The sequence below is a fragment of the Phaeobacter italicus genome (assembly GCF_019801785.1).
GTDB classification, from domain to species: domain Bacteria; phylum Pseudomonadota; class Alphaproteobacteria; order Rhodobacterales; family Rhodobacteraceae; genus Phaeobacter; species Phaeobacter italicus.
Genome location: NZ_JAHVIJ010000001.1, coordinates 354,525 through 379,630, shown reverse-complemented (window position 1 = coordinate 379,630; position 25,106 = coordinate 354,525). Strand labels below are relative to the sequence as shown.

At 58.8% G+C, this 25,106-nt stretch carries 30 protein-coding genes; 14 read left to right on the top strand and 16 right to left on the bottom strand.

Annotated features, from left to right (window positions below):
• The first annotated feature begins 6 nt into the window (after positions 1 to 6).
• The 8 genes from KUV39_RS01810 (at position 7) to aat (ending at position 7,210) form a co-directional block, all read left to right on the top strand.
• Positions 7 to 1,038 carry a branched-chain amino acid ABC transporter permease gene (locus tag KUV39_RS01810; RefSeq protein WP_008560032.1) on the top strand — a complete coding sequence of 344 codons (1,032 nt, stop codon included), beginning with the start codon at positions 7 to 9 and terminating at the stop codon, positions 1,036 to 1,038.
• A gap of 3 nt (positions 1,039 to 1,041) precedes the next feature.
• Positions 1,042 to 2,244, top strand: coding sequence for a branched-chain amino acid ABC transporter permease (locus KUV39_RS01805; protein ID WP_008558736.1), 1,203 nt, complete (start codon positions 1,042 to 1,044; stop codon positions 2,242 to 2,244).
• Between the two features lie 12 nt (positions 2,245 to 2,256).
• Complete coding sequence (locus tag KUV39_RS01800) at positions 2,257 to 3,012, top strand: ABC transporter ATP-binding protein (RefSeq protein WP_008558818.1); 756 nt, start codon at positions 2,257 to 2,259, stop codon at positions 3,010 to 3,012.
• A gap of 11 nt (positions 3,013 to 3,023) precedes the next feature.
• The gene (locus tag KUV39_RS01795; protein ID WP_008559605.1) at positions 3,024 to 3,779 is read left to right on the top strand and encodes an ABC transporter ATP-binding protein; all 756 of its coding nucleotides are present in this window, start codon (positions 3,024 to 3,026) and stop codon (positions 3,777 to 3,779) included.
• A 140-nt stretch (positions 3,780 to 3,919) separates the two neighbouring features.
• Entirely contained in the window at positions 3,920 to 4,456 is a 537-nt protein-coding gene (locus KUV39_RS01790; protein WP_046210114.1) for a PAS and helix-turn-helix domain-containing protein, read from the top strand.
• Positions 4,457 to 4,616: 160 nt separating this feature from the next.
• Positions 4,617 to 5,117 carry an acetyl-CoA carboxylase biotin carboxyl carrier protein gene (gene accB, locus KUV39_RS01785; protein ID WP_046210113.1) on the top strand — a complete coding sequence of 167 codons (501 nt, stop codon included), beginning with the start codon at positions 4,617 to 4,619 and terminating at the stop codon, positions 5,115 to 5,117.
• Between the two features lie 9 nt (positions 5,118 to 5,126).
• On the top strand, positions 5,127 to 6,479 hold the full coding sequence (accC, locus tag KUV39_RS01780; RefSeq protein WP_008560017.1) for an acetyl-CoA carboxylase biotin carboxylase subunit: 1,353 nt from the start codon (positions 5,127 to 5,129) through the stop codon (positions 6,477 to 6,479).
• Between the two features lie 98 nt (positions 6,480 to 6,577).
• Positions 6,578 to 7,210: a leucyl/phenylalanyl-tRNA--protein transferase gene (gene aat, locus KUV39_RS01775; protein ID WP_046210468.1), complete on the top strand. Its 633-nt coding sequence runs from the start codon at positions 6,578 to 6,580 to the stop codon at positions 7,208 to 7,210.
• Here aat and KUV39_RS01770 read toward each other — a convergent pair.
• From KUV39_RS01770 to KUV39_RS01760, 3 genes are all read right to left on the bottom strand, one after another.
• The gene (locus KUV39_RS01770) at positions 7,174 to 7,542 is read right to left on the bottom strand and encodes a DUF2155 domain-containing protein (RefSeq protein WP_008560351.1); all 369 of its coding nucleotides are present in this window, start codon (positions 7,540 to 7,542) and stop codon (positions 7,174 to 7,176) included. The genes aat and KUV39_RS01770 overlap by 37 nt on opposite strands.
• Entirely contained in the window at positions 7,542 to 7,994 is a 453-nt protein-coding gene (gene mlaD, locus KUV39_RS01765) for an outer membrane lipid asymmetry maintenance protein MlaD (protein WP_008560191.1), read from the bottom strand. Before mlaD ends, KUV39_RS01770 begins: the two co-directional genes overlap by 1 nt.
• A gap of 93 nt (positions 7,995 to 8,087) precedes the next feature.
• On the bottom strand, positions 8,088 to 8,474 hold the full coding sequence (locus KUV39_RS01760) for an NADH:ubiquinone oxidoreductase subunit NDUFA12 (protein ID WP_008562098.1): 387 nt from the start codon (positions 8,472 to 8,474) through the stop codon (positions 8,088 to 8,090).
• 168 nt (positions 8,475 to 8,642) lie between these two features.
• Between KUV39_RS01760 and KUV39_RS01755 the strand changes: the two genes are divergently transcribed.
• Entirely contained in the window at positions 8,643 to 8,930 is a 288-nt protein-coding gene (locus KUV39_RS01755) for a hypothetical protein (RefSeq protein ID WP_050673333.1), read from the top strand.
• Between the two features lie 32 nt (positions 8,931 to 8,962).
• On the opposite strand, the gene KUV39_RS01750 is transcribed toward KUV39_RS01755, so the two are convergent.
• The 3 genes from KUV39_RS01750 to KUV39_RS01740 form a co-directional block, all read right to left on the bottom strand.
• The gene (locus KUV39_RS01750; protein WP_037302857.1) at positions 8,963 to 9,328 is read right to left on the bottom strand and encodes a RidA family protein; all 366 of its coding nucleotides are present in this window, start codon (positions 9,326 to 9,328) and stop codon (positions 8,963 to 8,965) included.
• A gap of 78 nt (positions 9,329 to 9,406) precedes the next feature.
• A complete protein-coding gene (clpX, locus tag KUV39_RS01745; protein ID WP_008562325.1) occupies positions 9,407 to 10,675 on the bottom strand; it encodes an ATP-dependent Clp protease ATP-binding subunit ClpX in 1,269 nt (422 codons plus the stop codon).
• A 138-nt stretch (positions 10,676 to 10,813) separates the two neighbouring features.
• Complete coding sequence (locus KUV39_RS01740; RefSeq protein WP_222458768.1) at positions 10,814 to 11,446, bottom strand: ATP-dependent Clp protease proteolytic subunit; 633 nt, start codon at positions 11,444 to 11,446, stop codon at positions 10,814 to 10,816.
• 307 nt (positions 11,447 to 11,753) lie between these two features.
• Between KUV39_RS01740 and KUV39_RS01735 the strand changes: the two genes are divergently transcribed.
• The gene (locus KUV39_RS01735) at positions 11,754 to 12,761 is read left to right on the top strand and encodes a GlxA family transcriptional regulator (RefSeq protein ID WP_008562145.1); all 1,008 of its coding nucleotides are present in this window, start codon (positions 11,754 to 11,756) and stop codon (positions 12,759 to 12,761) included.
• A gap of 45 nt (positions 12,762 to 12,806) precedes the next feature.
• Here the strand turns inward: KUV39_RS01735 and KUV39_RS01730 are convergent, their stop codons facing one another.
• The 10 genes from KUV39_RS01730 to KUV39_RS01685 all read right to left on the bottom strand — a co-directional run bounded on the left by KUV39_RS01730 (position 12,807) and on the right by KUV39_RS01685 (position 22,252).
• Positions 12,807 to 14,057: an Hsp70 family protein gene (locus KUV39_RS01730; protein WP_046210111.1), complete on the bottom strand. Its 1,251-nt coding sequence runs from the start codon at positions 14,055 to 14,057 to the stop codon at positions 12,807 to 12,809.
• Between the two features lie 147 nt (positions 14,058 to 14,204).
• Complete coding sequence (locus tag KUV39_RS01725; RefSeq protein WP_222458767.1) at positions 14,205 to 15,227, bottom strand: c-type cytochrome; 1,023 nt, start codon at positions 15,225 to 15,227, stop codon at positions 14,205 to 14,207.
• Between the two features lie 58 nt (positions 15,228 to 15,285).
• Entirely contained in the window at positions 15,286 to 16,557 is a 1,272-nt protein-coding gene (gene soxC / locus KUV39_RS01720) for a sulfite dehydrogenase (protein ID WP_222458766.1), read from the bottom strand.
• A 76-nt stretch (positions 16,558 to 16,633) separates the two neighbouring features.
• Positions 16,634 to 18,331, bottom strand: coding sequence for a thiosulfohydrolase SoxB (soxB, locus tag KUV39_RS01715; RefSeq protein ID WP_222458765.1), 1,698 nt, complete (start codon positions 18,329 to 18,331; stop codon positions 16,634 to 16,636).
• Between the two features lie 98 nt (positions 18,332 to 18,429).
• Positions 18,430 to 19,281 carry a sulfur oxidation c-type cytochrome SoxA gene (gene soxA, locus KUV39_RS01710; protein WP_222458764.1) on the bottom strand — a complete coding sequence of 284 codons (852 nt, stop codon included), beginning with the start codon at positions 19,279 to 19,281 and terminating at the stop codon, positions 18,430 to 18,432.
• A 76-nt stretch (positions 19,282 to 19,357) separates the two neighbouring features.
• Positions 19,358 to 19,687 (bottom strand): thiosulfate oxidation carrier complex protein SoxZ, encoded by a 330-nt coding sequence (gene soxZ, locus KUV39_RS01705; protein ID WP_008558797.1) that lies wholly within the window; start codon positions 19,685 to 19,687, stop codon positions 19,358 to 19,360.
• A 48-nt stretch (positions 19,688 to 19,735) separates the two neighbouring features.
• A complete protein-coding gene (gene soxY / locus KUV39_RS01700) occupies positions 19,736 to 20,152 on the bottom strand; it encodes a thiosulfate oxidation carrier protein SoxY (protein ID WP_008561156.1) in 417 nt (138 codons plus the stop codon).
• A 52-nt stretch (positions 20,153 to 20,204) separates the two neighbouring features.
• Positions 20,205 to 20,681 (bottom strand): sulfur oxidation c-type cytochrome SoxX, encoded by a 477-nt coding sequence (soxX, locus tag KUV39_RS01695; RefSeq protein WP_037302462.1) that lies wholly within the window; start codon positions 20,679 to 20,681, stop codon positions 20,205 to 20,207.
• 188 nt (positions 20,682 to 20,869) lie between these two features.
• Positions 20,870 to 21,475 (bottom strand): thioredoxin family protein, encoded by a 606-nt coding sequence (locus KUV39_RS01690; RefSeq protein WP_222458763.1) that lies wholly within the window; start codon positions 21,473 to 21,475, stop codon positions 20,870 to 20,872.
• Positions 21,476 to 21,514: 39 nt separating this feature from the next.
• Complete coding sequence (locus KUV39_RS01685; protein WP_222458762.1) at positions 21,515 to 22,252, bottom strand: cytochrome c biogenesis CcdA family protein; 738 nt, start codon at positions 22,250 to 22,252, stop codon at positions 21,515 to 21,517.
• A gap of 264 nt (positions 22,253 to 22,516) precedes the next feature.
• On the opposite strand from KUV39_RS01685, the gene KUV39_RS01680 reads away from it, so the two are divergent.
• The 4 genes from KUV39_RS01680 (at position 22,517) to KUV39_RS01665 (ending at position 25,091) form a co-directional block, all read left to right on the top strand.
• Positions 22,517 to 22,957: a thioredoxin domain-containing protein gene (locus KUV39_RS01680; protein ID WP_222458761.1), complete on the top strand. Its 441-nt coding sequence runs from the start codon at positions 22,517 to 22,519 to the stop codon at positions 22,955 to 22,957.
• A gap of 19 nt (positions 22,958 to 22,976) precedes the next feature.
• Positions 22,977 to 23,312, top strand: a complete 336-nt coding sequence (locus KUV39_RS01675; protein ID WP_008563162.1) for an ArsR/SmtB family transcription factor — start codon at positions 22,977 to 22,979, stop codon at positions 23,310 to 23,312.
• Positions 23,313 to 23,317: 5 nt separating this feature from the next.
• Positions 23,318 to 24,391 (top strand): YeeE/YedE family protein, encoded by a 1,074-nt coding sequence (locus tag KUV39_RS01670; RefSeq protein ID WP_222458760.1) that lies wholly within the window; start codon positions 23,318 to 23,320, stop codon positions 24,389 to 24,391.
• A 103-nt stretch (positions 24,392 to 24,494) separates the two neighbouring features.
• Positions 24,495 to 25,091, top strand: a complete 597-nt coding sequence (locus KUV39_RS01665; RefSeq protein WP_419555527.1) for a DUF302 domain-containing protein — start codon at positions 24,495 to 24,497, stop codon at positions 25,089 to 25,091.
• Positions 25,092 to 25,106: the final 15 nt, after the last annotated feature.

Genomic DNA, 25,106 nt, shown 5'->3' with positions numbered 1-25,106 from the left:
GGGACAATGGACGCTATAATCCTTCAAATCCTGAACGGGCTCGACAAGGGCTCGGCCTATGCGCTGATTGCGCTGGGTCTGACACTTATCTTCGGCACGCTTGGTGTTGTGAACTTTGCCCATGGCGCGCTGTTCATGATCGGCGCTTTCTGCGCTGTGACCCTGTCGCGCATTCTGACACTCAGCCATACGGTGATCGACGAAACCAAGACCGACTTTCTCGGCAACCCGCTGAAGGTAGACGTGCCCTATGTGCATGACATCTTTGGCATTGCGGCCGGCAATGCGATCATCGACTGGGCTGTTCCGCTAGCGATCCTCTTTGCGATCCCGGTGATGATCCTGGTCGGCGTCGTCATGGAACGTGGCCTCATCAAACATTTCTACAAGCGTCCCCACGCAGACCAGATCCTCGTGACCTTTGGTCTGGCGATCGTGCTGCAGGAAGTCATCAAGTATTTCTACGGCGCAAACCCGATCCCGACCCCCGCTCCCGCGGCGTTCAAGGGCTCCTTTGATTTTGGGGCCGCCATCGGATTTGATCCCAACCTGATCATCTACCCCTACTGGCGGATCATCTATTTCCTCTTTGCAACGCTGATTATCGGTGGCGTCTTTGCCTTCCTGCAGTTCACCACCTTCGGCATGGTGGTTCGTGCCGGGATGGCCGACCGCGAGACTGTTGGCCTTCTGGGTATCAACATCGACAAGCGCTTCACCATCATGTTCGGCATCGCTGCTGCGGTCGCGGGGCTTGCTGGTGTGATGTACACACCCATCAACTCTCCCAATTACCACATGGGCATGGACTTCCTGGTGCTCAGCTTTGTTGTGGTGGTTGTGGGTGGCATGGGCTCCCTTCCTGGCGCGGTGCTTGCAGGGTTCCTGCTGGGTGTGCTCGAGAGCTTTGCCTCCATGCGTGAGGTCATCGACATCATCCCCGGCATCAACCAGATCATCATCTATCTGGTCGCAATCATCATTCTGCTCACCCGCCCCCGAGGCCTGATGGGCCGCAAGGGTGTGATGGAGGACTAAGCCATGAAAAGCCTGACAAAAAACGATCTTACTCTCCTGGTTGCCGTGGCGTTTCTGACCCTGTTTGCACCCTTTATCCTGAACCCCTTCCCCGAAGGCAGCGCCATGGCGCAGTTCAATGCGGGCTATCCTGACCTGATGCAGCGCTTTGTGATCTTTGGGATCTTTGCGATTGGCTTCAACATCCTGTTCGGCCTGACCGGGTACCTGTCCTTTGGCCATGCCGCCTTTCTGGGTGTCGGGTCCTATGCGGCGGTGTGGATGTTCAAACTGCTGAGCATGAATGTCATTCCCGCAATCATCCTGTCGGTCATCGTGGCGGGCCTGTTTTCCCTGCTGATCGGCTTTGTGAGCCTGCGCCGCTCTGGCATCTACTTCTCCATCCTGACCTTGGCCTTTGCTCAGATGATGTTTGCGCTTGCCTATTCGGTTCTGACACCGATCACGGGCGGTGAAACCGGCTTGCAGCTGGCGCTGGATGATCCGCGTATTCTGGGCTCCAGCCAGACACCCGAAGGCAACATTCCTGTGCCGGGCCTGTTCGGCATGGAAATGCGCGACAGCTTTGATCTTGAGCTGGGCAGCTGGGTCTTTACCTTCAACATCGGGTACTACTTCTGCGCGCTGGTGCTGATTGCCTCCTTCTATCTGGCCATCCGCATCTTCCGGTCCCCGTTCGGCATGATGCTGCGGGCTGTGAAATCCAACCAGCAGCGCATGAACTACACCGGCCTGAACACCCGCCCCTACACCCTGGCAGCATTTGTCATCTCCGGGATGTACGCAGGGCTTGCCGGTGGCCTGATGGCCTCCATGGACCCGCTGGCTGGCGCCGAGCGCATGCAGTGGACCGCATCTGGTGAAGTTGTCCTGATGACCATCCTCGGGGGGGCCGGCACGCTGATCGGTCCGGTACTTGGGGCAGGTTTCATCAAGTATTTCGAGAACATCTTCTCCAAGATCAACGCAACGATCCTGCACGAATGGTTCGCCTTTCTGCCAGACGGGCTTGAGGATTTCATCGTCGCCATCCTCTATCCCTTCATCGGCAAAGGCTGGCACCTGACCCTCGGCATTCTGTTCATGATGGTCGTGATCTTCCTGCCCGGTGGTCTGGTCGAAGGCGGGCAGCGCATCCGCAGCTGGTTGCAGGCGCGCAAGTCCAAGAACGGCCGCCCCAACGGCACAACCGAACCCGCGGAATAAGGAGCAAAACCAATGGGTATCCTTGAAGTCAAAAACGTGGGCAAACGGTTTGGTGGCCTGCAGGCCCTGTCCGAAGTGAACCTGAGCGTGCGCGAAAACAGCGTACACGCCATCATCGGCCCCAATGGCGCAGGCAAGTCCACCCTGCTGAACTGCCTGGTGGGCAAGCTGATCCCTGACACCGGGTCCGTGATGTTCGACGGCAAATCGGTCCTGGGACGTGCCCCTTACGAAATCAACCAGATGGGAATTTCGCGGGTGTTCCAGACCCCGGAGATCTTTGGTGATCTGACCGTGTTGGAAAACATGCTGATCCCGTGCTTTGCCAAACGGGACGGCGCATTTGAACTGAACGCCATCTCTTCGGTCATGGATCAGAAAGAGGTGCTGGAAAAAGCCGAACATATGCTGGAAGAGATGAACATGGCAGACAAGCGGCATATGCATGCTGCGGCCATGTCTCGGGGGGACAAACGTCGCCTGGAAATCGGCATGTGTCTCAGCCAGGAGCCGCGCCTGCTGCTATTGGATGAACCGACAGCGGGCATGGCACGCGCTGACACCAACAACACCATCGACCTGCTGAAACAGATCTCTGACGAACGCGACATCACCATCGCGATCATCGAACATGACATGCACGTCGTGTTCTCGCTCGCAGATCGCATCACTGTTCTGGCCCAGGGCACGCCCCTTGTCGAAGACGATCCCCAGAACATCAAAGGCAACCCGAAGGTCCGTGAAGCGTACCTCGGCGAGTCGGCGTAAGGAGACCGAAAATGAACGTCAAACCTGACTTTTCCAAACACGCCAATCACGCAACCACTGCCCCGGCGTTTCTGTCGATCTGGGACATGCACGCCTACTACGGTGAGAGCTACATCGTGCAGGGCGTGTCCTTCAACGTCCACGAGGGTGAAATTCTTGCACTGCTGGGCCGCAACGGTGCCGGCAAGACATCTACCCTGCGGTCCATTGCCCGCACCGGTTCCCCCATGGTGACCAAGGGCGAGATCTGGCTCGACCATCAGCCATTGCACAAGATGAGCTCGCACGAGGCATCCGCCGCCGGGCTTGGCCTGGTGCCGGAAGATCGCCGCATCATTCCGGGCCTCACGGTTGAGGAGAACCTGCAGCTGGCCCAGATTGCACCGCCCATCGGCTGGTCAATCGAGCGTCTTTATGAGCTCTTCCCCCGCCTTGGCGAGCGCCGCAAGCAAGAGGGCGTTACACTGTCCGGGGGCGAGCAGCAGATGTTGGCGATTGCCCGCGCTCTGGCGCGCGACATCAAGGTTCTGCTGCTGGATGAACCCTACGAAGGCCTGGCACCTGTGATCGTGGACGAGATCGAAAAGACGCTCGTGCACATCAAGGAACAGGGCATCACCACGATCATCGTCGAGCAGAACGCAGTGCGAGCACTGGAACTGGCGGATCGTGCCGTGATCCTCGATACCGGCGGCATCGTCTTTGATGGCTCCGCTGCCGAAGTGCTGGAAAACGAAGAGCTGCGCGCAGAGTATCTGGCCATCTGATCCGAACACTCCCCGTCAGACCGGATTGGTCTCCGGTCTTGGCTGACTTCGGGCCGATGCGCGCATCGGCCCATTTTTCTTTGTCATCCCTGCCAAGAGATTCGCTTGGCTTTGGTTGGATCCAGCGTTTATCTGCACATATGACCGATCTTGCATTTGAATTCGCCCCCGTCGGCATCGCCCTACTGGACCGCCGCGTCATCCAACACTGCAATCGCCAGTTTGCAGAGACATTCGGCGGCGTGCCTTCCGCTTATGAGGGCGTCCCCATCGCTGAACTCTACCCGAGCCAGGAGGATTTCCAGCGCATCGGCGATCGGCTGCAGCGAGAAGACGCAAAATCGGGCCAATACAACGATGAACGGATCATGCGCAGACGCGATGGCACCCTGTTTTGGTGCCGGGTGCGTGGACGGTCCCTTTCAACGGAAGAGCCTTTCCGGACAGGGGTTTGGACCTTCGCCGACATCTCGGATGATCGTCCTGTCGTCACCCTGACCCCCCGCGAAAGGGACGTTGCGATCCTGACCTGCCGGGGTCTCTCGGCCAAGGAGATCGGTGCCGAGCTCAATCTTTCCTACCGCACGATAGAAACCCATCGCGCGCATCTCCTGGAAAAGTTCTCAGCCCGCAAACTCCCGGAATTGGTGGCAAAACTGAGCGGCATGCCGCTTTGAGACCCGATTTGAGGGACCGGATTGCAAACCGGCGCATCCCGGCCCATGTTGGTGTCAGCCTTGTGAGTGCTTTCCTTGTGGTAAAGCATACCCTATAAGCGCCATCAAAACTTATGCCCGCAGGCCTTTGCGGGCCTGTCGGAACCGGCTGAGGACAAAAATGACAAACAAAACTCACGAAGCAGATGTTTCTTTCATCAAGGCACTGGCGGAGCTTCTGCGCGACAACGACCTGACCGAGCTGCAGGTAAAACGTGACTACGGCGAAGATGACAGCCTGAACGTGCGCGTCTCGCGCCAGATCATGGCTGCTCCGGCCGCCCCCGTTCAGGCCTATGCAGCGCCTGCCGCGGCCCCCGCTGCTGCACCTGCCGCCGCAGCGGCGCCTGCTGCCGCGCCCGCGGCATCGGATGACCCGGCAAGCCATCCCGGCGCAGTGACCTCGCCGATGGTTGGCACCGTCTACACCCAGCCCGAACCCGGCGCACCGACTTTTGTCAAAGTGGGCGACCAGGTTGCTGAAGGCGATACCCTGCTGATCGTCGAAGCGATGAAGACCATGAACCACATCCCGGCCCCGAAGGCTGGCACGATCAAGCGTATCCTCGTGGAAGACGGCGCAGCGGTCGAATTTGGATCTCCGCTGGTTATCATCGAGTAAGGATCCGCCATGTTTGACAAGATCCTGATTGCCAACCGTGGTGAGATCGCGCTGCGCGTGATCCGCGCCTGTCGCGAGATGGGCATCCAGTCGGTTGCGGTCCACTCCACTGCGGATGCAGACGCGATGCACGTGCGCATGGCCGATGAATCCGTCTGCATCGGCCCGCCTTCCGGGACGCAAAGCTACCTGTCGATCCCGGCGATCATCTCCGCTTGTGAAATCACTGGCGCGCAGGCGATCCACCCCGGCTATGGCTTCCTGTCCGAGAACGCGAACTTTGTGCAGATCGTCGAAGATCACGGCCTGACCTTCATCGGCCCGACCGCGGAACATATCCGCATCATGGGCGACAAGATCACCGCGAAAGACACCATGAAGGAACTGGGCGTGCCCTGCGTTCCCGGCTCTGATGGCGGCGTTCCTGATCTGGCTGCTGCCAAGAAGATCGGCGAAGAGATCGGCTATCCGGTCATCATCAAGGCAACAGCTGGTGGTGGCGGCCGCGGCATGAAGGTGGCGAAGACCGCTGCCGACATGGAACAGGCCTTCATGACCGCCCGCGCCGAGGGCAAGGCCGCCTTTGGCAACGACGAAGTCTATATCGAAAAATACCTGACCACCCCCCGCCACATCGAGATTCAGGTCTTTGGTGACGGCAAGGGCAAGGCGGTTCATCTGGGTGAGCGCGACTGTTCTCTGCAGCGCCGTCACCAGAAGGTGTTCGAAGAGGCACCGGGCCCCTGCATCACCGAGGAAGAGCGCGCCCGTATCGGCAAGATCTGTGCGGATGCGGTTGCCAAGATCAACTACATCGGCGCAGGCACCATCGAGTTCCTCTATGAAAACGGCGAGTTTTATTTCATCGAGATGAACACGCGTCTGCAGGTGGAACACCCTGTGACCGAAGGCATCTTTGGTGTCGATCTCGTGCGCGAACAGATCCGTGTTGCCGCTGGTCTGCCGATGTCTTTTGGCCAGGACGATCTGGTCATCAACGGCCACTCCATCGAGGTCCGGATCAACGCGGAAAAACTGCCGAACTTTGCGCCCTGCCCCGGCAAGATCACCCAGTATCACGCCCCCGGCGGTCTGGGTGTTCGGATGGATTCCGCGCTGTATGATGGCTATTCGATCCCGCCCTACTACGACAGCCTGATCGGAAAGCTGATCGTGCACGGGCGCGACCGCCCCGAGGCGCTGGCCCGTCTGAGCCGCGCATTGGGTGAGCTGATCGTGGATGGTATCGACACCACTGTGCCGCTGTTTCACGCGCTGCTGGAAGAGAAAGACATCCATACCGGTGAATACAACATTCACTGGCTTGAAAAATGGCTGGAAAGCAACCTCGGCAATAGCTGAGGAATTGACTAGCATGACGGGGCGGCCCACTGGGCTGCCCCGTTTCTTATTGACCCATGCTCAGCCCCAACAACGTCTGACCACTCCCTATCGCCATGATGACCCTGACCCCAGACCTGCTGCTGCACGCCTATTCTGTCGGCGTTTTCCCCATGGCGGAAAGCCGGGACGATCCAGAGGTGTTCTGGGTGGACCCCAAACGCCGTGGTGTGTTTCCGATTGGTGGATTTCGCCTTTCCCGCTCATTGGCCAAAACCATCCGCAAGGGCGACTATGAGGTCAGAGTGAACCACGATTTCGCCGCCGTGGTTGACGGTTGTGCGGACCGCGAAGAGACCTGGATCAACCCTGAGATCCGCGATCGTTACATTGATCTGCACGAGCAGGGGAATGCGCATTCAGTGGAAATCTATCACGACGGAGATCTGAGCGGCGGCGTCTATGGCGTATCACTGGCAGGTGCATTCTTTGGCGAGAGCATGTTTTCCAGACGGCGCGACGCATCAAAGATTGCCCTGGCCTATCTTCTCGACCGGCTGGAGATCTCAGGCTTTACCCTGTGTGACACACAGTTCCTGACAGCCCATCTGGCGTCCCTCGGCGCTGTGGAAATCAGCCGCGCCAGCTATCGCCGCCAGCTTGCGTCTGCGCTTGAAGTTGAAGCCGATTTCACCGCCGCAGCAGTGCCGAGCCCTCAGGCGCTGGTGCAGCGCATGACCCAGATATCATAGCGACTGTGATCAAGAGCGTTCAGCGCCGGGCTTGACGCGATCATCCAGCCATCAAAAAACACGGTGCCGTCATTGGGGTCGCGAACTGTGAGATAGGCAAAGGCATCGCCGGTCGGGTTGTCCGCAGGGTAGCGACAGTCCATCACATTCACGATGACGCCAAAGATTTCCGCGCTGCTGCCGACCGGAACCTCAAGATCCTGCGTCTGCCCGTTCACCTTATCCAAGCCACGCAGAATGGCCGATTGACCCTGCACCGCATCCCCCTGCTGGGAGAGGGCCGCACTTGCCCCCAGTGCAAGGGCCGCAAAACAGGCAAGCAGTCGACGCATCAGGATTCGTCCCCGCTACCGGCCACGAATTTCACCAGAAGAGAGATCAAGCTGACCGCGCCCTGCGTGTCCTCGATCGCATCACCAGGCTCAAACGCGAAGGGAGAGCCACCAGGCATCACCTCGACAAAGTTGCCGCCCAGAAGCCCCTCGGAAGAGATCACGATGGCACTATCATCCGGGATCTCGATCCCGTCTTGAACGGAAAACCGCGTATCTGCACGAAAGGTCTGCGGGTTCAGATCTACGCCTGTGACAGTCCCGATCTTCACGCCCGCCAGCCGCACATCCGTACCGACGCTCACCCCTTCGAGGGAGCGGAAAGAGGCGTTCAGCTCATAAGAGCTCCCTCCGCTGGAAATACCAGCAGCCTGACCCGCGTAAACGGCAAAACCGATGGCGGCGGCCAGAACCAAACCGCCTGCGAGAACCTCAGTGGTATTGTGTGACATGCCGCTTCTGCCTCTGTGCGAAGATCACCCTGCCGGTACGGACAGGAAAACGGCGCCTCAACACTGGCGCCGCAAACTGTGGTCGTCCGGAGCTTATTCCGGCGACCATGCCTCGTAGTCGCTGCGCTCTTTGGGGGCACCACCTGCGCGGATGGAGCCAGCAGGCGCATAGGCCATCATGGTGCCGGTCAGGTTTTCCTGATGCGGCTTTTCCCAGGATTTATGGGCCAGCGGTTTCTCGCTTGGCAGCTCGTCAAAAGTACGGTGCAGCCAACCGTGCCAATCAGCGCTGATGCGCGAGGCCTCGACCTCACCGTTGAACATGACCCAGCGACGGCTGTCATCGTGGTTGCGATAGAACACATTGCCCTGATCGTCCTCACCCACTTTGATACCCTTGCGGGCGGTGAAGATACGTGTGTTCAGGGTTGCGCCATTCCACCAGGTCACGGCACCCAGGATAGAGTTCAGGATTCCCATCGGTTCCTCCGAAAATTTCGCTTCTGATATGGCGCAATTTCATCCCAAGGTCCAGACACCCTGCGCCCTGGGAGCAAGAACTGGCAAAACTTCTGGCCAATTACACATTCTGGCCACATTCATGCGCCATAGTCTTGGCAATTCATTAAATGACGATTGAGCTGCCCCATGCGTACACTAGCGCTGCTTGTTTCAATGATGGCCCTGTCCATCGCCGTTCTCGACCTGATCGATAGCACCGACCGTGTTGTCACCCATCGGTACGACACCAACGGGGTGAAACTGGTGCGCAACAGTCAAGCCGATCGCCACCCTATCTCAAGAGCTGCAAGTGAGACTGTGGATGCTGTGCGTTCAGTCATCGGGCTGTCACCTGAACCACAGCTAAGCCCGCTGCAGCAACTGATGAAGCAACGCCGGGAAGATACCCAGAAAGCTGACGTGCTAAAGTTCTGATCCCCAGCACGTCACGCCCATCGCACAGCTATTCAGTCGTTGGCCGGTGCCAGTGCTGTCACTTCGATCTCGATCCGGAACTTGGGATCGATCAGATCGCATGCGATCATGGTTGCCGCAGGCGGGTTGTCACCAAAGGTTTCTGCCAAAATGGGCCAGCAGGGCTCAAATTCGGCAGCATCCGGCAGATAGTAGTTAACGCGCACCACATCCGCAAAGCTCGCGCCAGCCTTTTCCAGGGCCGCACCGATGGTTTCGAGCGCCGACTTGCATTGCGCCACCACATCGTCGCCCTGCCCCACGGTTCCCGCCACATGCACAAAGCCGCCAGCAACAACCGCGCGGCAATAGCCGATCTTGGCCTCGAACTCACCGCCTGAAGAAATACGTTTGATCACCTGTTCGTCCTTTCCAACGAAAAACGGCACGGGAATATCCCATGCCGTTTTCCATGTCTCTAAAATTCTTGAGAGAAATCAGCCGGCAGTGGCTGGCTCTTTCTCGGCATCCGCGTGGATCATCAGCGGCTGCGCGTCCGAGGTCACGGCCTCTTCGTTGACAACGACCTTTTCCACGCTCTCCATGCCCGGAAGATCGAACATGGTGTCCAGCAGGATGTCCTCGAGGATGGAACGCAGACCACGGGCGCCGGTTTTGCGTTCGATTGCACGTTTCGCAATCGCGCTCAGCGCTTCGTCGGTAAAGTCCAGCTCGGTATCTTCCAGCTCGAACAGACGCTGATATTGCTTGACCAGAGCATTCTTCGGCTTGGTCAGGATGGTGATCAGCGCATCTTCGTCCAGATCTTCCAGTGTTGCCAGAACCGGCAGACGGCCCACGAATTCCGGGATCAGACCGAACTTCAGCAGATCTTCCGGCTCCAGGTCCTTGAAGGTCTCGCCAACGCCTGCGTCGCTCTCTTCACGGACGTCCGCGCCAAAGCCCATGGCAGAGCCCTTGCCACGCTGTTTGATGATCTTGTCCAGACCCGCAAAAGCGCCGCCGCAGATGAACAGGATGTTCGTTGTGTCAACCTGCAGGAACTCCTGCTGCGGGTGCTTGCGGCCGCCCTGCGGCGGAACCGAGGCAACAGTGCCTTCCATCAACTTCAGCAGCGCCTGCTGTACGCCCTCGCCCGACACGTCACGGGTGATGGAGGGGTTTTCAGACTTGCGGGTGATCTTGTCGACCTCGTCGATGTACACGATGCCGCGCTGTGCGCGTTCAACGTTGTACTCCGATGCCTGCAACAGCTTCAGGATGATGTTTTCGACATCTTCACCGACATACCCCGCCTCGGTGAGGGTGGTGGCATCCGCCATGGTGAACGGCACGTCCAGAATGCGCGCCAATGTCTGGGCAAGAAGCGTCTTGCCGCAACCGGTCGGGCCGATCAGCAGGATGTTCGACTTTGAAAGCTCAATGTCGTTGCCCGCTTTTTGCGCGTGGTTCAGACGCTTGTAGTGGTTGTGCACCGCAACCGACAGAACGCGCTTGGCCATTGCCTGACCGATCACGTAATCGTCCAGAACCTCGCAAATGTCCTTTGGTGTGGGAACTCCGTCGGTGGACTTCAGGCCAGAGGCCTTCGTCTCTTCGCGGATGATGTCCATGCACAGTTCGACGCATTCGTCGCAGATGAACACGGTTGGGCCCGCAATTAGCTTGCGCACCTCATGCTGGCTCTTGCCGCAGAAGCTGCAGTAAAGCGTGTTCTTGCTGTCGCCGCTTGAGTTCGTTGCCATGGTCTACCTTTCCGTCCGGGGCGTGCATGCGCCTCCTGCGCCACCCGTATTCTTGACAGCTTATGCCACCGGCACAGCCGCCACAATCGCAAAGTGTGCCCTGACGCCCGGAGGGCACACCCTAGTTCGCACCGCCTATCAGCTGCCGTCGCTGTCCAGCTTGCTGCGGTTCTCGACGATCTCGTCGATGAGGCCAAATTCCTTGGCTTCTTCCGGAGACATGAAGTTGTCACGCTCTAGCGCGTTAACAATGCTGTCATAATCCTGGCCGGTGTGTTTGACGTAGATCTCGTTCAGACGCTTCTTGAGCTTCAGGGTCTCTTCGGCGTGGATCATGATGTCAGTGGCCTGCCCCTGGAAGCCGCCAGAGGGCTGGTGCACCATCACACGAGAGTTCGGCAGCGAGAAACGCATGCCAGGCTCACCCGCGGTCAGCAGCAGCGACCCCATCGAAGCCGCCTGACCGATCACCAGGGTGGAGACCTTGGGTTTGATGTACTGCATGGTGTCGTAGATCGACAGACCAGACGTCACCACACCACCCGGGCTGTTGATGTACATGGAGATTTCCTTGGACGGGTTTTCCGCCTCAAGGTGCAGCAGCTGCGCCACGATCAGAGAGGACATCCCGTCATGAACCGGACCGTTCAGGAAGATGATCCGCTCCTTCAGCAGGCGCGAAAAGATGTCATAGGCGCGTTCACCGCGGCTGGTCTGCTCAACCACCATCGGCACCAGCGTGTTCATGTATGTTTCTCTTGGATCGACCATTTTGACCTGCCTGCTTTCAAATACGTCGGCACCATAGCCGACTAGGTGTTACCTGAGTCTTAGTGCCGCCACATTTGGGCTGCAAGGGGGCCGAATGAATTTGCCCCATCCTGACCTGCAGGCAACAGACCAGTTAAAATTTGCGCAAAAATTCGTGCGCCCTGCGCAGGGCCCGTGGTCCAGCCCCGCTTTCTGTCGAAATACGTCGGTTTGCGGTCGCAATTTGTTGGCTGACCTGCGGCCCTAGGGTTTACTTGTCGAAAATCAATGATCCCCTGCCCCAGCAGGCCTGTTTCGGGCTCCTGACATGACCGACAACTATTTCGTGCAGAAGGGGGCATCAGCCAAGCTGAATGTCCCATTCCATGGCAAGACGCAGGACTTCTATTTCCTGTTGCTGCCCAAGGCGACCATGTTGCCCGTTGCTGCGGCGGTTGAACCGCTGCGCATTGCCAATCAGGTAACCAACTCACAGCTCTATCGCTGGTATGTGATGACACCCGATGGCGCGCCCATCCGCTGCTCGAACGGGATGACGATCACACCGGACCTGCCGATGGGCTCGCTGCCGGCAGAAGCCTCAGCCTTTGTTTGCGCAGGGGTCGAGCCCCAGAATGCGGCAAATGAATCGGTTTTGAACTGGCTCAGACGGGAACGCCGATTTGGTCGCTCCATCGGCGGGATCTGTACCGGGGCTTTTGCGCTCGCCCAAGCCGGGCTTCTTGGACAGGAGCGGTTTACTTTGCATTGGGAAAACCAACCGGGGTTTGTCGAACGGTTCCCCGATCTCCTGCCCTCTCCCCGGATTTTTGAGATCAGCAACAAGCTGATGACATGTGGCGGCGGCAATGCGGCAACCGACATGATGCTGAACCTGATCGAAGAACAACACGGCAAGCAGCTGGCCATTATCGTGGCCGACATGTGCCTGCACGTCCGCAATGGCGGCCAAAGCACGCCGCAGAAATCCAACTATGCCGTGGCAATCGGTAGCCGCAATCAGCGACTGCTGAACGCGCTGCAACTGATGCAGGAATCAATCGAAGAACCGCTGTCCATCGCTGAGCTTTGCGACCGCCTCGATATTTCCAGACGCCAGCTGGAACGCCTGTTCTCGCGCTACCTGAACCAAAGCCCGATGCATGTGTACTTCGACATGCGGCTCAGCCACGCTTTTGCGCTGATGAACGAAACCTCCATGTCAGTGACAGAGATCGCGCTCGCATCGGGGTTCAACTCTGCCACGCATTTCTCCCGCCAGTTCAAGCGCAAGTTCGGCGCCAGCCCGCATTTCTTCCGCAAGGGTTGGAACTGAAAGGGGCGCGTTGCGCGCACAAGGAACCCCGCTGGAAGGCCCAGATCAGGCAAACGCCTCTGCCGCAGCGAGCGCCAGGCCATCGGCAACCGCAGTCATGGCATTGTCACAGCGCAAATCGGCATTAGGGCAGAGAAACTGCATCTGCGACTGAACCGCCCCCAAAAGAGCAGAGCCGCCGACCAAAACGATCTGCTCCACTTGCGAGGGCGCAAGACCGGCGCGCGACAGCGTTTCTTCCGCACATGCACCGATCGCAGCCACGTCATCTGCAAGGCTGCCCATCATATCGGGTTTGCTCAGCGGGACAGACAGCCCCCGTTCCAGAACCTTGAGATCAATGACCGCAGCCTCCCTATCAGGTTGATTGGCCGCGATTTTCCCGCGTTCAACCGCAAACGCGAGGTCATGGCCCAGTTCATCTTCCAGCACCGCAACAAGACGCGAAAGCTTCTCTGGCTCAACAGCGTTCTTCAGCAGGTCCGCAGCCGCACGGCGGCTGTCAGCGGCGTAGAGAAAGGGGATCATCTGCCAGGTCGCGAGGTCGTTGAAGATACGGTTTGGGGCGGGCAATGCGCCATCGCCAAATGTGTTCCGGATCGCCGTTCCGCGCCCCAACAGCGGCATGACATGATCGATGCTCAGCTGTCGGTCAAAATCGGTGCCGCCAAGTCGCACACCATGTGAGGCAAGAATGCGGGTGGACCCATCCGGTTTTTGGTCAAAGGCTGTAAAGTCCGAGGTACCGCCGCCGATGTCGACGATCAAACCAATGCCCGGGTGGACCTGCGCCGAACGCAATGCGGCTTCCGGCTCTAGCATGAACCGCACGTCTTCAAAACCTGCCGCAAGATAGCAGGCCCGCAAATCCACTTCTGCCTGCGCATTGCGATCTGCATCCTTGCTATGAAACAGAACGGGGCGCCCCGACAACGCATGGGTGAAGGTCTGGCCGGTCGCGGCCTCGGCACGGGATTTCAGATCGGCCAGAAATCGGGCGACAACAGTGATGAAATCCACCAACTCGCCACCCAGACGGCGTTTTTCCCGCATCAAAGGCGTGCCCAGAAGGCTCTTCAAGGCGCGCATGAAACGTCCTTCATCGCCGTTGATCAGCGCGCGCGTTGCCCGCCGTCCGATCACCATCTTGTGCGTGTCCACATCAAAGAAAACAGCTGTGGGCAAAGTGGTTTCGCCCGGCTCCACCTCAATCAGCCAAGCTGCGCCGTTGACCGCCACCCCAGCAGCGGAGTTGGAGGTGCCAAAGTCGATACCGAGCGTATTGGGAGAAGTCATGAAGGCACCTGCTACAAATCCGCCAAAAGAAGGACGACGTGGCTATCCGATGGCCTGAACAGAAACAAGAGCAAAAGGTCAAAGACATAAAACAGCCCCCCGGTCGCAGACCGAGGGGCCAAGTTCACAAGACGACCTTGTCTACCGCTACTGCGAGTGAGATTGCAGATAGGCGATGATTGCCTCGATATCCGCGTCCTTCTTCAGCCCGGCAAAGGCCATCTTGGTGCCCTTCATGTAGGCTTTGGGTTTGGCAAGGAACGCTGCCAGTTCTTCTTCGTTCCAGACCAGACCGGCATCACCTGCGGCCACCATCGCCTTGGAATAGCGAAAGCCTTCTGCCGCCCCGGCCTGGGCCCCGACAATGCCGTTCAGAACCGGACCTGTTTTGGACTTTGCCCCCTCACCCACCTGATGGCAGGCCTTGCATTTCTTGAAGGTTTTTTCGCCCTTCGCAACCAACTCCGGATCCAGCGCAACGACCTCGGCTTGCTCTGGCGTGGCTTCGGGCTCTGCCTCAGTCTCTGCACTGGCGAGTACAACGTCGTCACCGGTCTCGGCTGGCGGTTCCTCGGCTGTGGCCTCCTGCGGCGTAACGTCCAGAACACGTGCGCGCATCGTGATCTCAACGCTGTCTTTGCAGTTTTCCATGCAGGGGCTGTCCGTCCAGAAATGTTTCTCGGCTTCAAGACGGTCATCCAGAATGAACCCATCTGCATTGGGCAGCTGAATTTCGGCAAACGTCGCATCCGACAGCACGAAGTCGTCATCCACCAGATCGTTGGAATAGAGGATGTAGGCCACGATGGCATAAACCTCATCCGGCGTCAGCGACTGCGCATCGCCAAACGGCATGGAGCGGTTCACATAGTCCCAGGTGGTCGACAGATAAGGCCAGTAGCTGCCCACTGTCTTCAGCGGGTCGTCGTGGTCCAACGTGCCCTGCCCGCCCGCGAGCTTGGGCCAATTGCCCACGCCCTCGGCAAAATCGCCATGGCAGACCGCGCATTTCTCGGCAAAGACCTCCTCGCCGGTGAACACATCACCCGAGCCCGCAGGCAAGCCGGTGCCATCCGGCGCCACGTCCAGATCCCAAGCCGCGATTTCCTCCGGCAAGGCGGGACGGCCGAGGCCGAATTTCTCTGCGGCAACGGGCGAGGCAACCGCCATAGATAAAACAGCCGCTGCAACAATGTTCCGCCTGCTCTCAGTGGGTATCGTCAACACTTCAAGAAACCTCGACATTTTCCGCCTCCCCGTTTGCCTTGACCCACCAGGTCTGGATGGCGTTGTTGTGATAGATGGAATTCAACCCACGCACTTCGCGCAACTGTGCCTTGGTGGGCTGCACATAGCCCGACGTGTCGCGCGCGCGGCTTTGCAGCAGCATCTCGGAGCCATCCCAATTGATGTCGAGGTAAAACCGGGTCAGCGCCTTGCCAGTACCGGGCGCTGCCAGCCGCGCCTCCTGCCAGTTCTTGCCACCGTCCAGCGAAACATCAACGCCAGCGATCGCGCCGCGACCGGACCATGCCAGCCCAGTGATGACCAAGGGCCCTGGGCCATGAGTGATCGGCGCCTGTGGGCTGGGGCTGGTGACGACGGATTTAGCATCCATCTCCCAGGTCCACTTGCGGCTGACCCCATTGGCGAGTGTATCGGTGTATTTCGATGTCTCCTCGCGGCTTTCGACCGGCTGGTCCATGACCTCAACCCGGCGCAGCCATTTGACCCACATGTTGCCTTCCCAACCGGGCACCACCAGACGAACGGGATAGCCGTGTTCCTTGCGCAGCGCCTCGCCATTGGCCTTGAAGGCGACCAGCACGTCATCCATCGCTTTTTCCAGCGGGATCGACCGCCCGTTAGAGGACGCATCCGCGCCTTCCACATAGACCCACTTGCCCTCAGGTTTGACGCCTGCCTCCTCCAACAGGGTCCGAAGGGACACGCCGGAGTATTCCATATTGTGGATCATCCCGTGGGTGAACTGCGCGCCATTCAGCTGCGCGCCAGCCCATTCCATGCCGGAGTTCGCCGCGCATTCGCAGAAATAGACGCGGTTTTCGCGCGGGAAGCGTTCCAGATCCGCATAGGTGAACACCAATGGGGTGTCGACCAGGCCGTTGATCATCAGCCTATAGTCCTCCTTGCGCAGCTCTATCGCGCCGGAATGGTGGCGTTCGAACGCACAGCCCTGAGGGGTGATAGTTCCATCCAGCGCATGGATCGGCGTGAAATTGATCGAACTGATCGTGTCCGCCGTCAGCCATTCCACATTGCGACGCACCACATCGCTTTCATATTGGATCGGCAGACCATAGGGGGTTGCATCTACCCCGTCCCCCAGACCAGAGGCCCAGTCCTGCACCTGCGTAATCAGCGGGTCGGGTGTGGCAGCTGAAGCAGAGCCACCCGCCACCGCCCCTGCCCCAACCGCAGCGGCACCGGCCAGAAACTGGCGGCGCGACGGGTTGGCGTCATGTGTCTTATCAGTCATTTCTGATCGTCTCCTTACATCGAAAAATTCACTTTCGTGAATTCTTCAGCGCAAAAATTTTTGGCGAGTGCCGGGCTTATGCGCCCGACACCTGCACGGAATTGTTCGGGGAAAGAGTGACAGTGCCCATCTTGCGAATGTGGCTTTCGACCACATCCCAGATCTGCGGACCTTCGGTTCCTTCATTCACACTGGCCCAGCCAGCCACGGTATAGGTCTTGGCCGGATCAATCGCTTCTCCGGTCTTCAGCAATGTCATATTGCTGATCCGTTCGCCCTGCGGCTTGGTGATGTCGATGTGATAGCCCATGCCACCGACCCGCACCATGTCACCGCCCTGCTGGTAATAGGGGTCGGGGTTAAAGATATTGTCGGCCACGTCTTCCATCACGACCTTCAGGAACTCGCCTGTCATTTCATTGCGATAGGCCGCACCGTAGCTCATGGAGGTGACGTTCCAGATATCTTCGCGGGTGATGTCATCGCCCGGCAGCAAGGATGGCCCCCAGCGTACACCGGGCGACAGGGCAATATCAGCCTCCCGCTCGCTCAGCAGCGCATCGCAGATGAGATCATCCCAGGTGCCGTTGAAATTGCCACGCCGATAAAGCAGCTCATCCGTCTGGCCAATCACCTCTGCCAGCTCTGCCTCATACGGCGCGCGCTGTTCGTCGATCAGTTTGGAAATCATCGGGTCGGGCGCGATCACGTCCGCAAACACCGGGATCAGCTTGTGCCGCAGCCCCATCAGCTGGCTGTCGCGCACGTCCAGATCCACCCGAGAGACGAATTTGCCGTTGGAGCCGGATGCGATGATATGCGTCTTTCCCACCAGAACCGGTTCGGGCAACGCATCATGGGTATGACCCGACAGGATCACATCGATACCGCTGACCACACCGGCCATCTTCTTGTCGACGTCAAACCCGTTGTGAGACAGAACCACGACAACATCCGCGCCAGCGGCGCGCACTTCGTCAACCATGTCCTGCATATGCTCATCACGGATCCCAAAGGAGTATTCCGGGAACATCCAACCGGGATTTGCAATCGGCATGTACGGGAACGCCTGACCGATCACCGCAACCTTTGCGCCGCCACGGTCGAAGAACTTGTAAGGTTTGAACAGCTCGGCCGGTTCATCCCATTCCGCATCGAAAATATTCTGGCCAAGAGCCGCAAAAGGCAGCCCTTCGACGATCTCGTTCACCCGGTCCGACCCCAGCGTGAATTCCCAGTGAAAGGTCATCGCATCCGGTTTTAGCGCGTTCATCACATTGACCATGTCCTGGCCTTCGGTGTGATGGCAGGTGTAGGACCCATGCCAGGTGTCACCGCCATCCAGCAAAAGCGCATCAGGCCGGTCGGCGCGGATCGCGTTGATAATGGTAGAGACCCGGTCCAGCCCACCAACCCGGCCATAGCCTTCGGCAAGAGACGCAAAATCGTTGTAAGTCAGCGCATAGGCGGACGGGCTGCCATCCGCGATGCCATAGGCCTTGCGAAAGTCTGCGCCGGTGATGTGGGGCACATGACCCTTGTTCGCACCGACCCCCAGATTGATGGAAGGTTCGCGGAAATAGATCGGTTTCAGCTGCGCATGAATGTCGGTCACATGGATCAGGCTGATGTTGCCATAGGTGTCAAACTGCAAGAGCTGATCCTGTGTCAGTTTTTGCTGCGCTGCCAGCCGCGCCCAGTTGCCAAAACCAGAGGCCCCAACAAGAGCGGAGGCCGCCATTGAGACCTGCAAGAAATCACGCCGCGAAATCATGGGTTATTCTTTCTGCTGCTTCACGCGATATATTCGCATGTTTGAATGAAATAGAGGGAAGCGCGCCCCGCATCATGCCTGACGCGGGGCCACGAAAATCAGTTGCGAACAGACGGTGCCTCGACCGACAGACCGTTCCCGCGCGAGGCGACGTAAAGCTCCAGCGCAACGAATTCTGCCGAACCCGGGCTGTAGGTTTCGGCCCGAGTGTCGCGCACGCAGCCCTTAAAGCGGGCATGCGCGGTGTTCAGCTTGGTGTTTTTCAGACGGTACACCGGAAAGCCATTGATCTGACCCTGACTAAGATGGTCCGCACGGATCATGTTGCCATAGTTGTCTTCGTGGCAATTGGCACAGGAAAGCTCCAGCTGACCGGTCCGGGTATAGTAGAGCTCCTTGCCCTGCTCCCAGGTGGATTGGACCGGGCCGTCAATAGCCACGTTGACAGGCATCCCGCGCGACTGCACCGAAATCAGCGCCTCCATCGCAGACATCTTGCCGCCGGTGTATTTCCACTTTTCCGCGCCCATCTGGTTTTCACGGCAGTCATTGATCTGCATGGCGAGGGTCCGCACCTCACCTGCGGCTTCGTTCCACTTGGGATAGACCGCGCGCACACCGGCCATGCTGTCTTCGACATCGTCATGGCAAGAGGCACAGGATTTTTCTGCGCTGCCCTCTACCGTGGTCCAGGTGTCCATTGCCTGATCAACAAAGACCATCGCCGGATTGTCAAAGTCATCCATCTGCAACGCCTGTGTCTCATCAGAGCGGAAATGCCAACCAGACATCACTTCATCCAGAGCGTCCGCAAGATGGGCTGGCGCCGCCGCCTTGGTGACCATTTCGATCTCTTCATTGACGACCAGCGTGTCGTCATCCGCCTCTGCGTAGGCGGCGGCGGGCAAGGCCAGCGCCATGGCAATTGCTGTGATTGCCTTATTGTTCATGGTGTTTCCTCCCTTGGGTGGTCGCCCTACCCGACCAATGGCCGGACCGGGCGCTTGCCTATGGATCCGGAAGGGATCAGCCGATCGCGATCGACTTTTGCTCTGTGTAGACGGACCCGTCATCGTCGTACCAGGTAAAGACAAAGTCACCTGCTTCGGGGACCGTGGCTTCGAACTGGAAATACGGGTTGGTCGAAATCGCGGGCTCCATGGTCACATCGACCACGCTCTCGCCGTTGAACTCGCAGGTGAAGCGGTTGATGATCGAACGCGGAATGACGTTGCCTTCCTTGTCCTTTCGCTGACCGCTTTCCATCTTGTGGCTGATGAGGGTCTTGATGGTGACCGCCTCACCGGCTGCGGCTTTCTTGGGGACTTTGACGCGGGGTTTTACACCGGATGCCATGTCGTGAACTCCTGAATTGATTGGGGCGAACCTGAAACCGGCTCGCGCTTAGCCGCCGCAGCCGCCGATGGTCACTTTTACCGTTGCGCTGGCCTTGGCAAAGCTGCCGTCCGCCATCTTTGCCACAGCAACAACGTCCTGCGTGCCTGCCAGACGGATACGGGTCGAAGCCGCCTGAACCGCTGCGAGCGGACCAAAGTTGAAGGTCGCCACGCCCGGCTCCGGGTTGCCGGTTGCCAGAACCAGGATCGCAGTTGCGCCCGGTGCGCTCACCTCGATCGGAACGGTGTTACCGTTTTCGGCGATTTCCGGCGCTGTCAGGGTCAGACCGCTGTCAGCCATATCCGCACCACCGGTAAACTCGGCAATGCGGTCGTCCGCAGCAGCGACCACCGGCATCGGCAGCATGGTCAGGGCAACGGCGCCCAGGCCCAGGCCAAGCGTGTCGCGACGAGAGAACTCCATCTTATGTCTCCTTTGACGTTGATGGCGCTTGGGGATGCAATGACCCTAAGCGTCAGTCTTCCTTGAGGGTCGCCAGAAACGCGACCACATCTTCGATTTCCTGCGCCGTCAAAATAGGCGGCAGCGGTTCGGCACCTGCTTTGCCGGTATAGGCATCACCCGGGCGGATATAGCCATCGACCTTGTAGAATGCGGGCATCATGGTGCCCTCAAAGGTCTTCTTTGCGTTGGCAACCAGTCCGCGCAGCTCTGCTTCGTTCCAGCGATCGGCAGCCCCGTCAAGCGACGGGCCGATCTCGCCGTGGAACGGCACATCGGCCAGCGCGCTCACCTGATGGCAGGCCACACAGTTTCCTTTGGACTTGTCGCCAACCAGCAGCGCACCACTTGCGGCATCACCCGCCACCCCGCTGAGCGAGGTCTCAACGGCGCCATACTCGTCGTAGACAACCTCTTTGGGCGCGGTCTCGCCCGCTAGCGCAACCGTGCCGACAAGGCACGCCGCCAGTGTCAGAGATATATGCTTCATGTTTCCTCCCATTGGCTTTTCACGCGCTGTCGGCGTGCTTCGCTGCCCCTTACCCTAGGCGAGGCACGCTGCGCAACGCAACATCAAATTCATTAATTTGAATTTTTATTTCTCGCCACGGCAATCCCCTGACGCGCGCGTCCCACCCCGGCATCAACCGGGGCAACGATCACCACTCTGGGCCTACGTCAATCTGTCGATCCGTTGTCCCGCTCTTGAATTCGGCGGGCATGATAACGCTGGAAATCTTCACCGTTATCAATCGCATACCGCTCTTCGTTCACCCAGGTGAATATATCAAGCGTCGTCCCCACGCCAAAGGCCCCAGGCATTGTTGCGACCGCAGCCTGAGGGGCCGGAACATCACCTACCTCCTGTGGCAGAAACAGGATCGTCGGGGTAAACAGAACGCCCCACTTGCGCGCCATGTCCTTTTCCGAGAGCGTCTCTCCGTCAAAATCCGTGACCTCGACATCGCCATAAAGGTTCAGCTGCACGACAAAGAAATTCTCGGTGATGTAGCTGGCAACATCGGGATGCGGAAACACTGTTTCGTGCATCTTCGTGCAGTAGACACAGCCGCGTTGTTCAAAGAACAGGGCAAGTCGCTTGCCCTCGCTATTGGCTTCTTCCAGGTCTTCCCGCAGGTCCTTGAACGTCTCGCGCATCCAAGGCGCCTTGTGCAGGCCATCGTCCCCCAGTTCCGCCGCCATAACGCGCCCGCTGTCGCCCACCAGCCCAACCAAAGGCAAAGCCAGGGCTGCGCCAACAATTGCTGCAAAGATATGCTTCATCTGATCAACTCCTCTCAGCTTTTCACGGATCAACAGACATCAGCCGATGGCTGCGAATCCGGGGAACCAGCGGATCATCGCCTCGGCAATGTAACGCACGCCGCCTGTGGCAATGAGCACTGCAAACAGGATCAGCATAACGCCCATCCCCTTTTCCACCCACACAAAGGCCGCCCGGTGACGCGAAACGAACGATAAGAATGGCCCTGCAAACAAAGCCGCCACAACAAACGGCGTCGTCATCGCAGCACCATAGACAAACAGCAACACCCCGCCGCGCCAAACATCCCCCATCCCAGACGCAATCATCAGGATCGACGCAAGCGACGGGCCGACACAGGGTGTCCAGCCAAACCCAAATGCAAGCCCCATCAAATAGGCACCCGCCAATGTCGACGGCTCTGCGGTACTATCGATCCGGGCCTCACGGTACAGCAGGGGAATACGGACAACGCCGAGAAAATGCAGCCCGAATGCCAGCAAGATGACCGCCGCCACATAGGAGAGCACATCCATATACTGACCAAAAAGCTGACCAAGCGCAGTCGCCCCCATTCCCATCAGCACGAAAACCGTCGTCACCCCGGCGGCAAAAACAAGGGACGCCAGCACAAGCCTGCGTTGGGCACCGGGGGCTATCACGGCCTTGCCGCGCAGCTCTGCCATCGACAAGCCACCCATGTAGGAAAGATAGAAAGGCACCATCGGCAGGACGCAGGGTGTGAAAAAGCTCAGCAACCCAGCAAAGAGCGCCCCCGCAAGGGAAATTTCCAGCATGACCCTCTTGCCCTCTCTCGCCTTCCGCTGCCCGGACACCGCCGTGACAAATCCGCGATCTCACACTGTGACAAACGCTTCACTATTCACATATTCAAATTTTGTAGTACATATAGGCACAGCGACAAGATCATCGTCAACGACCATCTGGATTGGTAGCTGTGTCATCAACGTACCTTCTGGGCAGCAATGGTCTATGTCTTTTAGCAGTCGGCGGCCATTCACGCCGCCCAAAACCGAAACCCTGCAAGAGGTCAGCTCAAGATGTTTCACCCGCTTCGCAAGACCGCTCGCCGCCTGGCCACTGCTGCTATGGTCCTGTGCGCAACGATCGGGGGAACGGCGCCGGTATGGGCCGCAGAGCTTTTGATGGTTGAGCAACCCGGCTGTTCCTGGTGCGCCCGATGGAACGAGGAAATCGCCCCGATCTACCCCAAAACAGCCGAAGGCGCCTTTGCTCCGCTGCGCCGGGCTGATCTGCGTGCCCTGCCCGATGATGTCGCCTTGTCACGGCGGGTCACATTTACGCCAACCTTCTTGATCGTGGATCAGGGACGTGAGATGGCCAGACTGGAAGGCTACCCGGGCGAAGATTTCTTTTGGCCCCTGCTGACACAGCTGCTACAGCAGCACACCAGCTTTGACCCGGAGACGGCCCAGCGCCCGACGCCTGCGCCCGATACTGCCGCTGACCACAATGGTTGAACCAGGAAAGACAAACGACATGGCCCTGCCTCAGTTCTCAGCCGACATGGCACCCGAAGATCTCGACACGATGGTGGACAACGCCACCCGCGCATCCAACTTTCTCAAGGCCATCAGCCATGAGGGACGATTGATGATCTTGTGCCACTTGGTCTCGGGCGAGAAATCGGTGACCGAGCTGGAAGAGCTGCTGTCAGCGCGTCAGGCTGCGGTGTCGCAACAATTGTCGCGTTTGCGCCTGGAGGGGCTCGTCATCCCCCGCCGCGAGGGCAAGGCGATTTACTACCGACTTGCCGATGACCGCCCACGCCGCATTCTCGAAGTTGTCTACGAATTGTTCTGCAAAGACAGCTGAGAAACGTGATACCCGCCTTTGCAACAGACCACCTTAGTGATGCGCATCTTACGGCGCTTGTCGGTCTGTTCGGAGGCATTCTGCTGGGGCTCGCTGCCCGGCTTGGCCGGTTCTGCACCTTGGGCGCGATCGAAGACCTGTTGTACGGTGGAAGCAGCCTGCGCATGCGCACCTGGGGCATGGCCATCGGCCTGTCCATTCTCGGCAGTTTCTCCCTGATCGCATTTGGCTGGCTGGATCCCGTGCAGTCGCAATATCTCGCGATCCGCTGGATGCCCATGGCGTCCATTCTGGGCGGATTGATGTTTGGCTATGGCATGGCGCTGTCCGGCATGTGCGGTTATGGCGCGATTGCCCGACTGGGCGGGGGGGATCTGCGTAGTTTTGTGATCGTACTGGTGATGGGTGTGTCCACCTATGTGGTTCTGACGGGCCCGCTTGCGCCGCTAAGGGATGCGGTCTTTCATCAGGAAGAAATCACCAGCCACACCGCCCAGGGGCTTGCACAACAGCTGTCAGCAATCACAGGCCTGTCCGTTCCCGCCGTCGGTCTGATAATCGGAGCGCTCATCCTGGCATTCTCTGCCAAAAGCCGTGAAGTCATCGCAACCCCATCCTCTATCGGCTGGGCCGCGCTGGTTGCCCTTGCTGTAATAAGTGGCTGGGCTGGCACCTCCTACATCGCCCGCACCGGGTTTGATGCGGTCCCCGTCGTGTCACACTCCTTTTCCGCCCCCCTTGGCGAAACCATTCTTTGGACAATGACCGGGAGCCTGCGCCCGCTCAGCTTTGCCGTGGGGTCGGTGGCTGGTGTCTGGTTCGGCGCCTTTATCGGATCGCTCCTCAAGGGGCATTTCAGGTGGGAAGCCTGTGATGACCCCCGCGAACTGCGCCGCCAGATCATAGGGGCCGCGATCATGGGGGCGGGCGCCGTCATTGCAATGGGTTGCACAGTCGGGCAAGGCCTGAGTGCATTTTCACTGTTGGCGGTCTCGGCCCCCGTGACATTTGTGGCCATTCTGGTCGGAGCGGCCATCGGCTTGCGACAGCTGATCGAGGGCTTTCGCCGCGCCGCGTGACAAACCGGCCTGCCTGCGCGCCCAAACGGCAATGTGATTTTGCCGCAACCGCAAACCAGCTAGGTTTGATACAGGCATACACGACGGCAGGCGGAGGTTAGCGATGTTCCATGATGTTCGACCCAATGCAGAACGACCTGACGCAAAGGGGCGCTCGGGTCATCAGGCGCGCGCCATCACAGCAGATCGCGGCAACGGGTCTCACCTGACACTGGCCGCGCTATGCGGAGTTTGCGCGCTTTTGCTGCTGATCGCCCTGCCCCGTCTTGCCCATGGTGGTGACATGGCGGCGCGACAGGGGTGGGCGGTGCATCCATCGGCCAAGGATTTCCCAACCCTCGTCCAGGACGTGATCGCGGCAACCAAGGAAGAGGGTCTGATTGTTGTAACACAGGCAGGCCCGACCAAGGCAGCAGCGGCCCGTGGTATCACCATCCCCGGAAACCGGGTCATTGGCGTTTTCAACAACGATTTTGCCGTGCGGATATTGGCGCATTCGACCCCAGCCATGATCGAAGCACCTGTCCGGCTCTATGTCACCGAAAACACCGACGGAAGCGCAACACTTTCCTACAAGACCGCCACCCACGTCTTTGCCCCCTATTTCGACGACGGCGGCGCTGAGCTTGCTGACATAGCGGCGGAACTGGACCGCTATCTTGCAGCAGTTGCGCAAAAATCTGTAACAACTCGGCCTTGATACGCGCAAATCCTC

Coding starts and splice junctions, on each gene's coding strand:
- KUV39_RS01810 (WP_008560032.1), top strand. CDS start 7: ATGGACGCTATAATCCTTCAAATCCTGAACGGGCTCGACAAGGGCTCG.
- KUV39_RS01805 (WP_008558736.1), top strand. CDS start 1,042: ATGAAAAGCCTGACAAAAAACGATCTTACTCTCCTGGTTGCCGTGGCG.
- KUV39_RS01800 (WP_008558818.1), top strand. CDS start 2,257: ATGGGTATCCTTGAAGTCAAAAACGTGGGCAAACGGTTTGGTGGCCTG.
- KUV39_RS01795 (WP_008559605.1), top strand. CDS start 3,024: ATGAACGTCAAACCTGACTTTTCCAAACACGCCAATCACGCAACCACT.
- KUV39_RS01790 (WP_046210114.1), top strand. CDS start 3,920: ATGACCGATCTTGCATTTGAATTCGCCCCCGTCGGCATCGCCCTACTG.
- accB (WP_046210113.1), top strand. CDS start 4,617: ATGACAAACAAAACTCACGAAGCAGATGTTTCTTTCATCAAGGCACTG.
- accC (WP_008560017.1), top strand. CDS start 5,127: ATGTTTGACAAGATCCTGATTGCCAACCGTGGTGAGATCGCGCTGCGC.
- aat (WP_046210468.1), top strand. CDS start 6,578: ATGACCCTGACCCCAGACCTGCTGCTGCACGCCTATTCTGTCGGCGTT.
- KUV39_RS01770 (WP_008560351.1), bottom strand. CDS start 7,542: ATGCGTCGACTGCTTGCCTGTTTTGCGGCCCTTGCACTGGGGGCAAGT.
- mlaD (WP_008560191.1), bottom strand. CDS start 7,994: ATGTCACACAATACCACTGAGGTTCTCGCAGGCGGTTTGGTTCTGGCC.
- KUV39_RS01760 (WP_008562098.1), bottom strand. CDS start 8,474: ATGGGAATCCTGAACTCTATCCTGGGTGCCGTGACCTGGTGGAATGGC.
- KUV39_RS01755 (WP_050673333.1), top strand. CDS start 8,643: ATGCGTACACTAGCGCTGCTTGTTTCAATGATGGCCCTGTCCATCGCC.
- clpX (WP_008562325.1), bottom strand. CDS start 10,675: ATGGCAACGAACTCAAGCGGCGACAGCAAGAACACGCTTTACTGCAGC.
- KUV39_RS01740 (WP_222458768.1), bottom strand. CDS start 11,446: ATGGTCGATCCAAGAGAAACATACATGAACACGCTGGTGCCGATGGTG.
- KUV39_RS01735 (WP_008562145.1), top strand. CDS start 11,754: ATGACCGACAACTATTTCGTGCAGAAGGGGGCATCAGCCAAGCTGAAT.
- KUV39_RS01730 (WP_046210111.1), bottom strand. CDS start 14,057: ATGACTTCTCCCAATACGCTCGGTATCGACTTTGGCACCTCCAACTCC.
- KUV39_RS01725 (WP_222458767.1), bottom strand. CDS start 15,227: ATGGCGGTTGCCTCGCCCGTTGCCGCAGAGAAATTCGGCCTCGGCCGT.
- soxC (WP_222458766.1), bottom strand. CDS start 16,557: ATGACTGATAAGACACATGACGCCAACCCGTCGCGCCGCCAGTTTCTG.
- soxB (WP_222458765.1), bottom strand. CDS start 18,331: ATGATTTCGCGGCGTGATTTCTTGCAGGTCTCAATGGCGGCCTCCGCT.
- soxA (WP_222458764.1), bottom strand. CDS start 19,281: ATGAACAATAAGGCAATCACAGCAATTGCCATGGCGCTGGCCTTGCCC.
- soxZ (WP_008558797.1), bottom strand. CDS start 19,687: ATGGCATCCGGTGTAAAACCCCGCGTCAAAGTCCCCAAGAAAGCCGCA.
- soxY (WP_008561156.1), bottom strand. CDS start 20,152: ATGGAGTTCTCTCGTCGCGACACGCTTGGCCTGGGCCTGGGCGCCGTT.
- soxX (WP_037302462.1), bottom strand. CDS start 20,681: ATGAAGCATATATCTCTGACACTGGCGGCGTGCCTTGTCGGCACGGTT.
- KUV39_RS01690 (WP_222458763.1), bottom strand. CDS start 21,475: ATGAAGCATATCTTTGCAGCAATTGTTGGCGCAGCCCTGGCTTTGCCT.
- KUV39_RS01685 (WP_222458762.1), bottom strand. CDS start 22,252: ATGCTGGAAATTTCCCTTGCGGGGGCGCTCTTTGCTGGGTTGCTGAGC.
- KUV39_RS01680 (WP_222458761.1), top strand. CDS start 22,517: ATGTTTCACCCGCTTCGCAAGACCGCTCGCCGCCTGGCCACTGCTGCT.
- KUV39_RS01675 (WP_008563162.1), top strand. CDS start 22,977: ATGGCCCTGCCTCAGTTCTCAGCCGACATGGCACCCGAAGATCTCGAC.
- KUV39_RS01665 (WP_419555527.1), top strand. CDS start 24,495: ATGTTCCATGATGTTCGACCCAATGCAGAACGACCTGACGCAAAGGGG.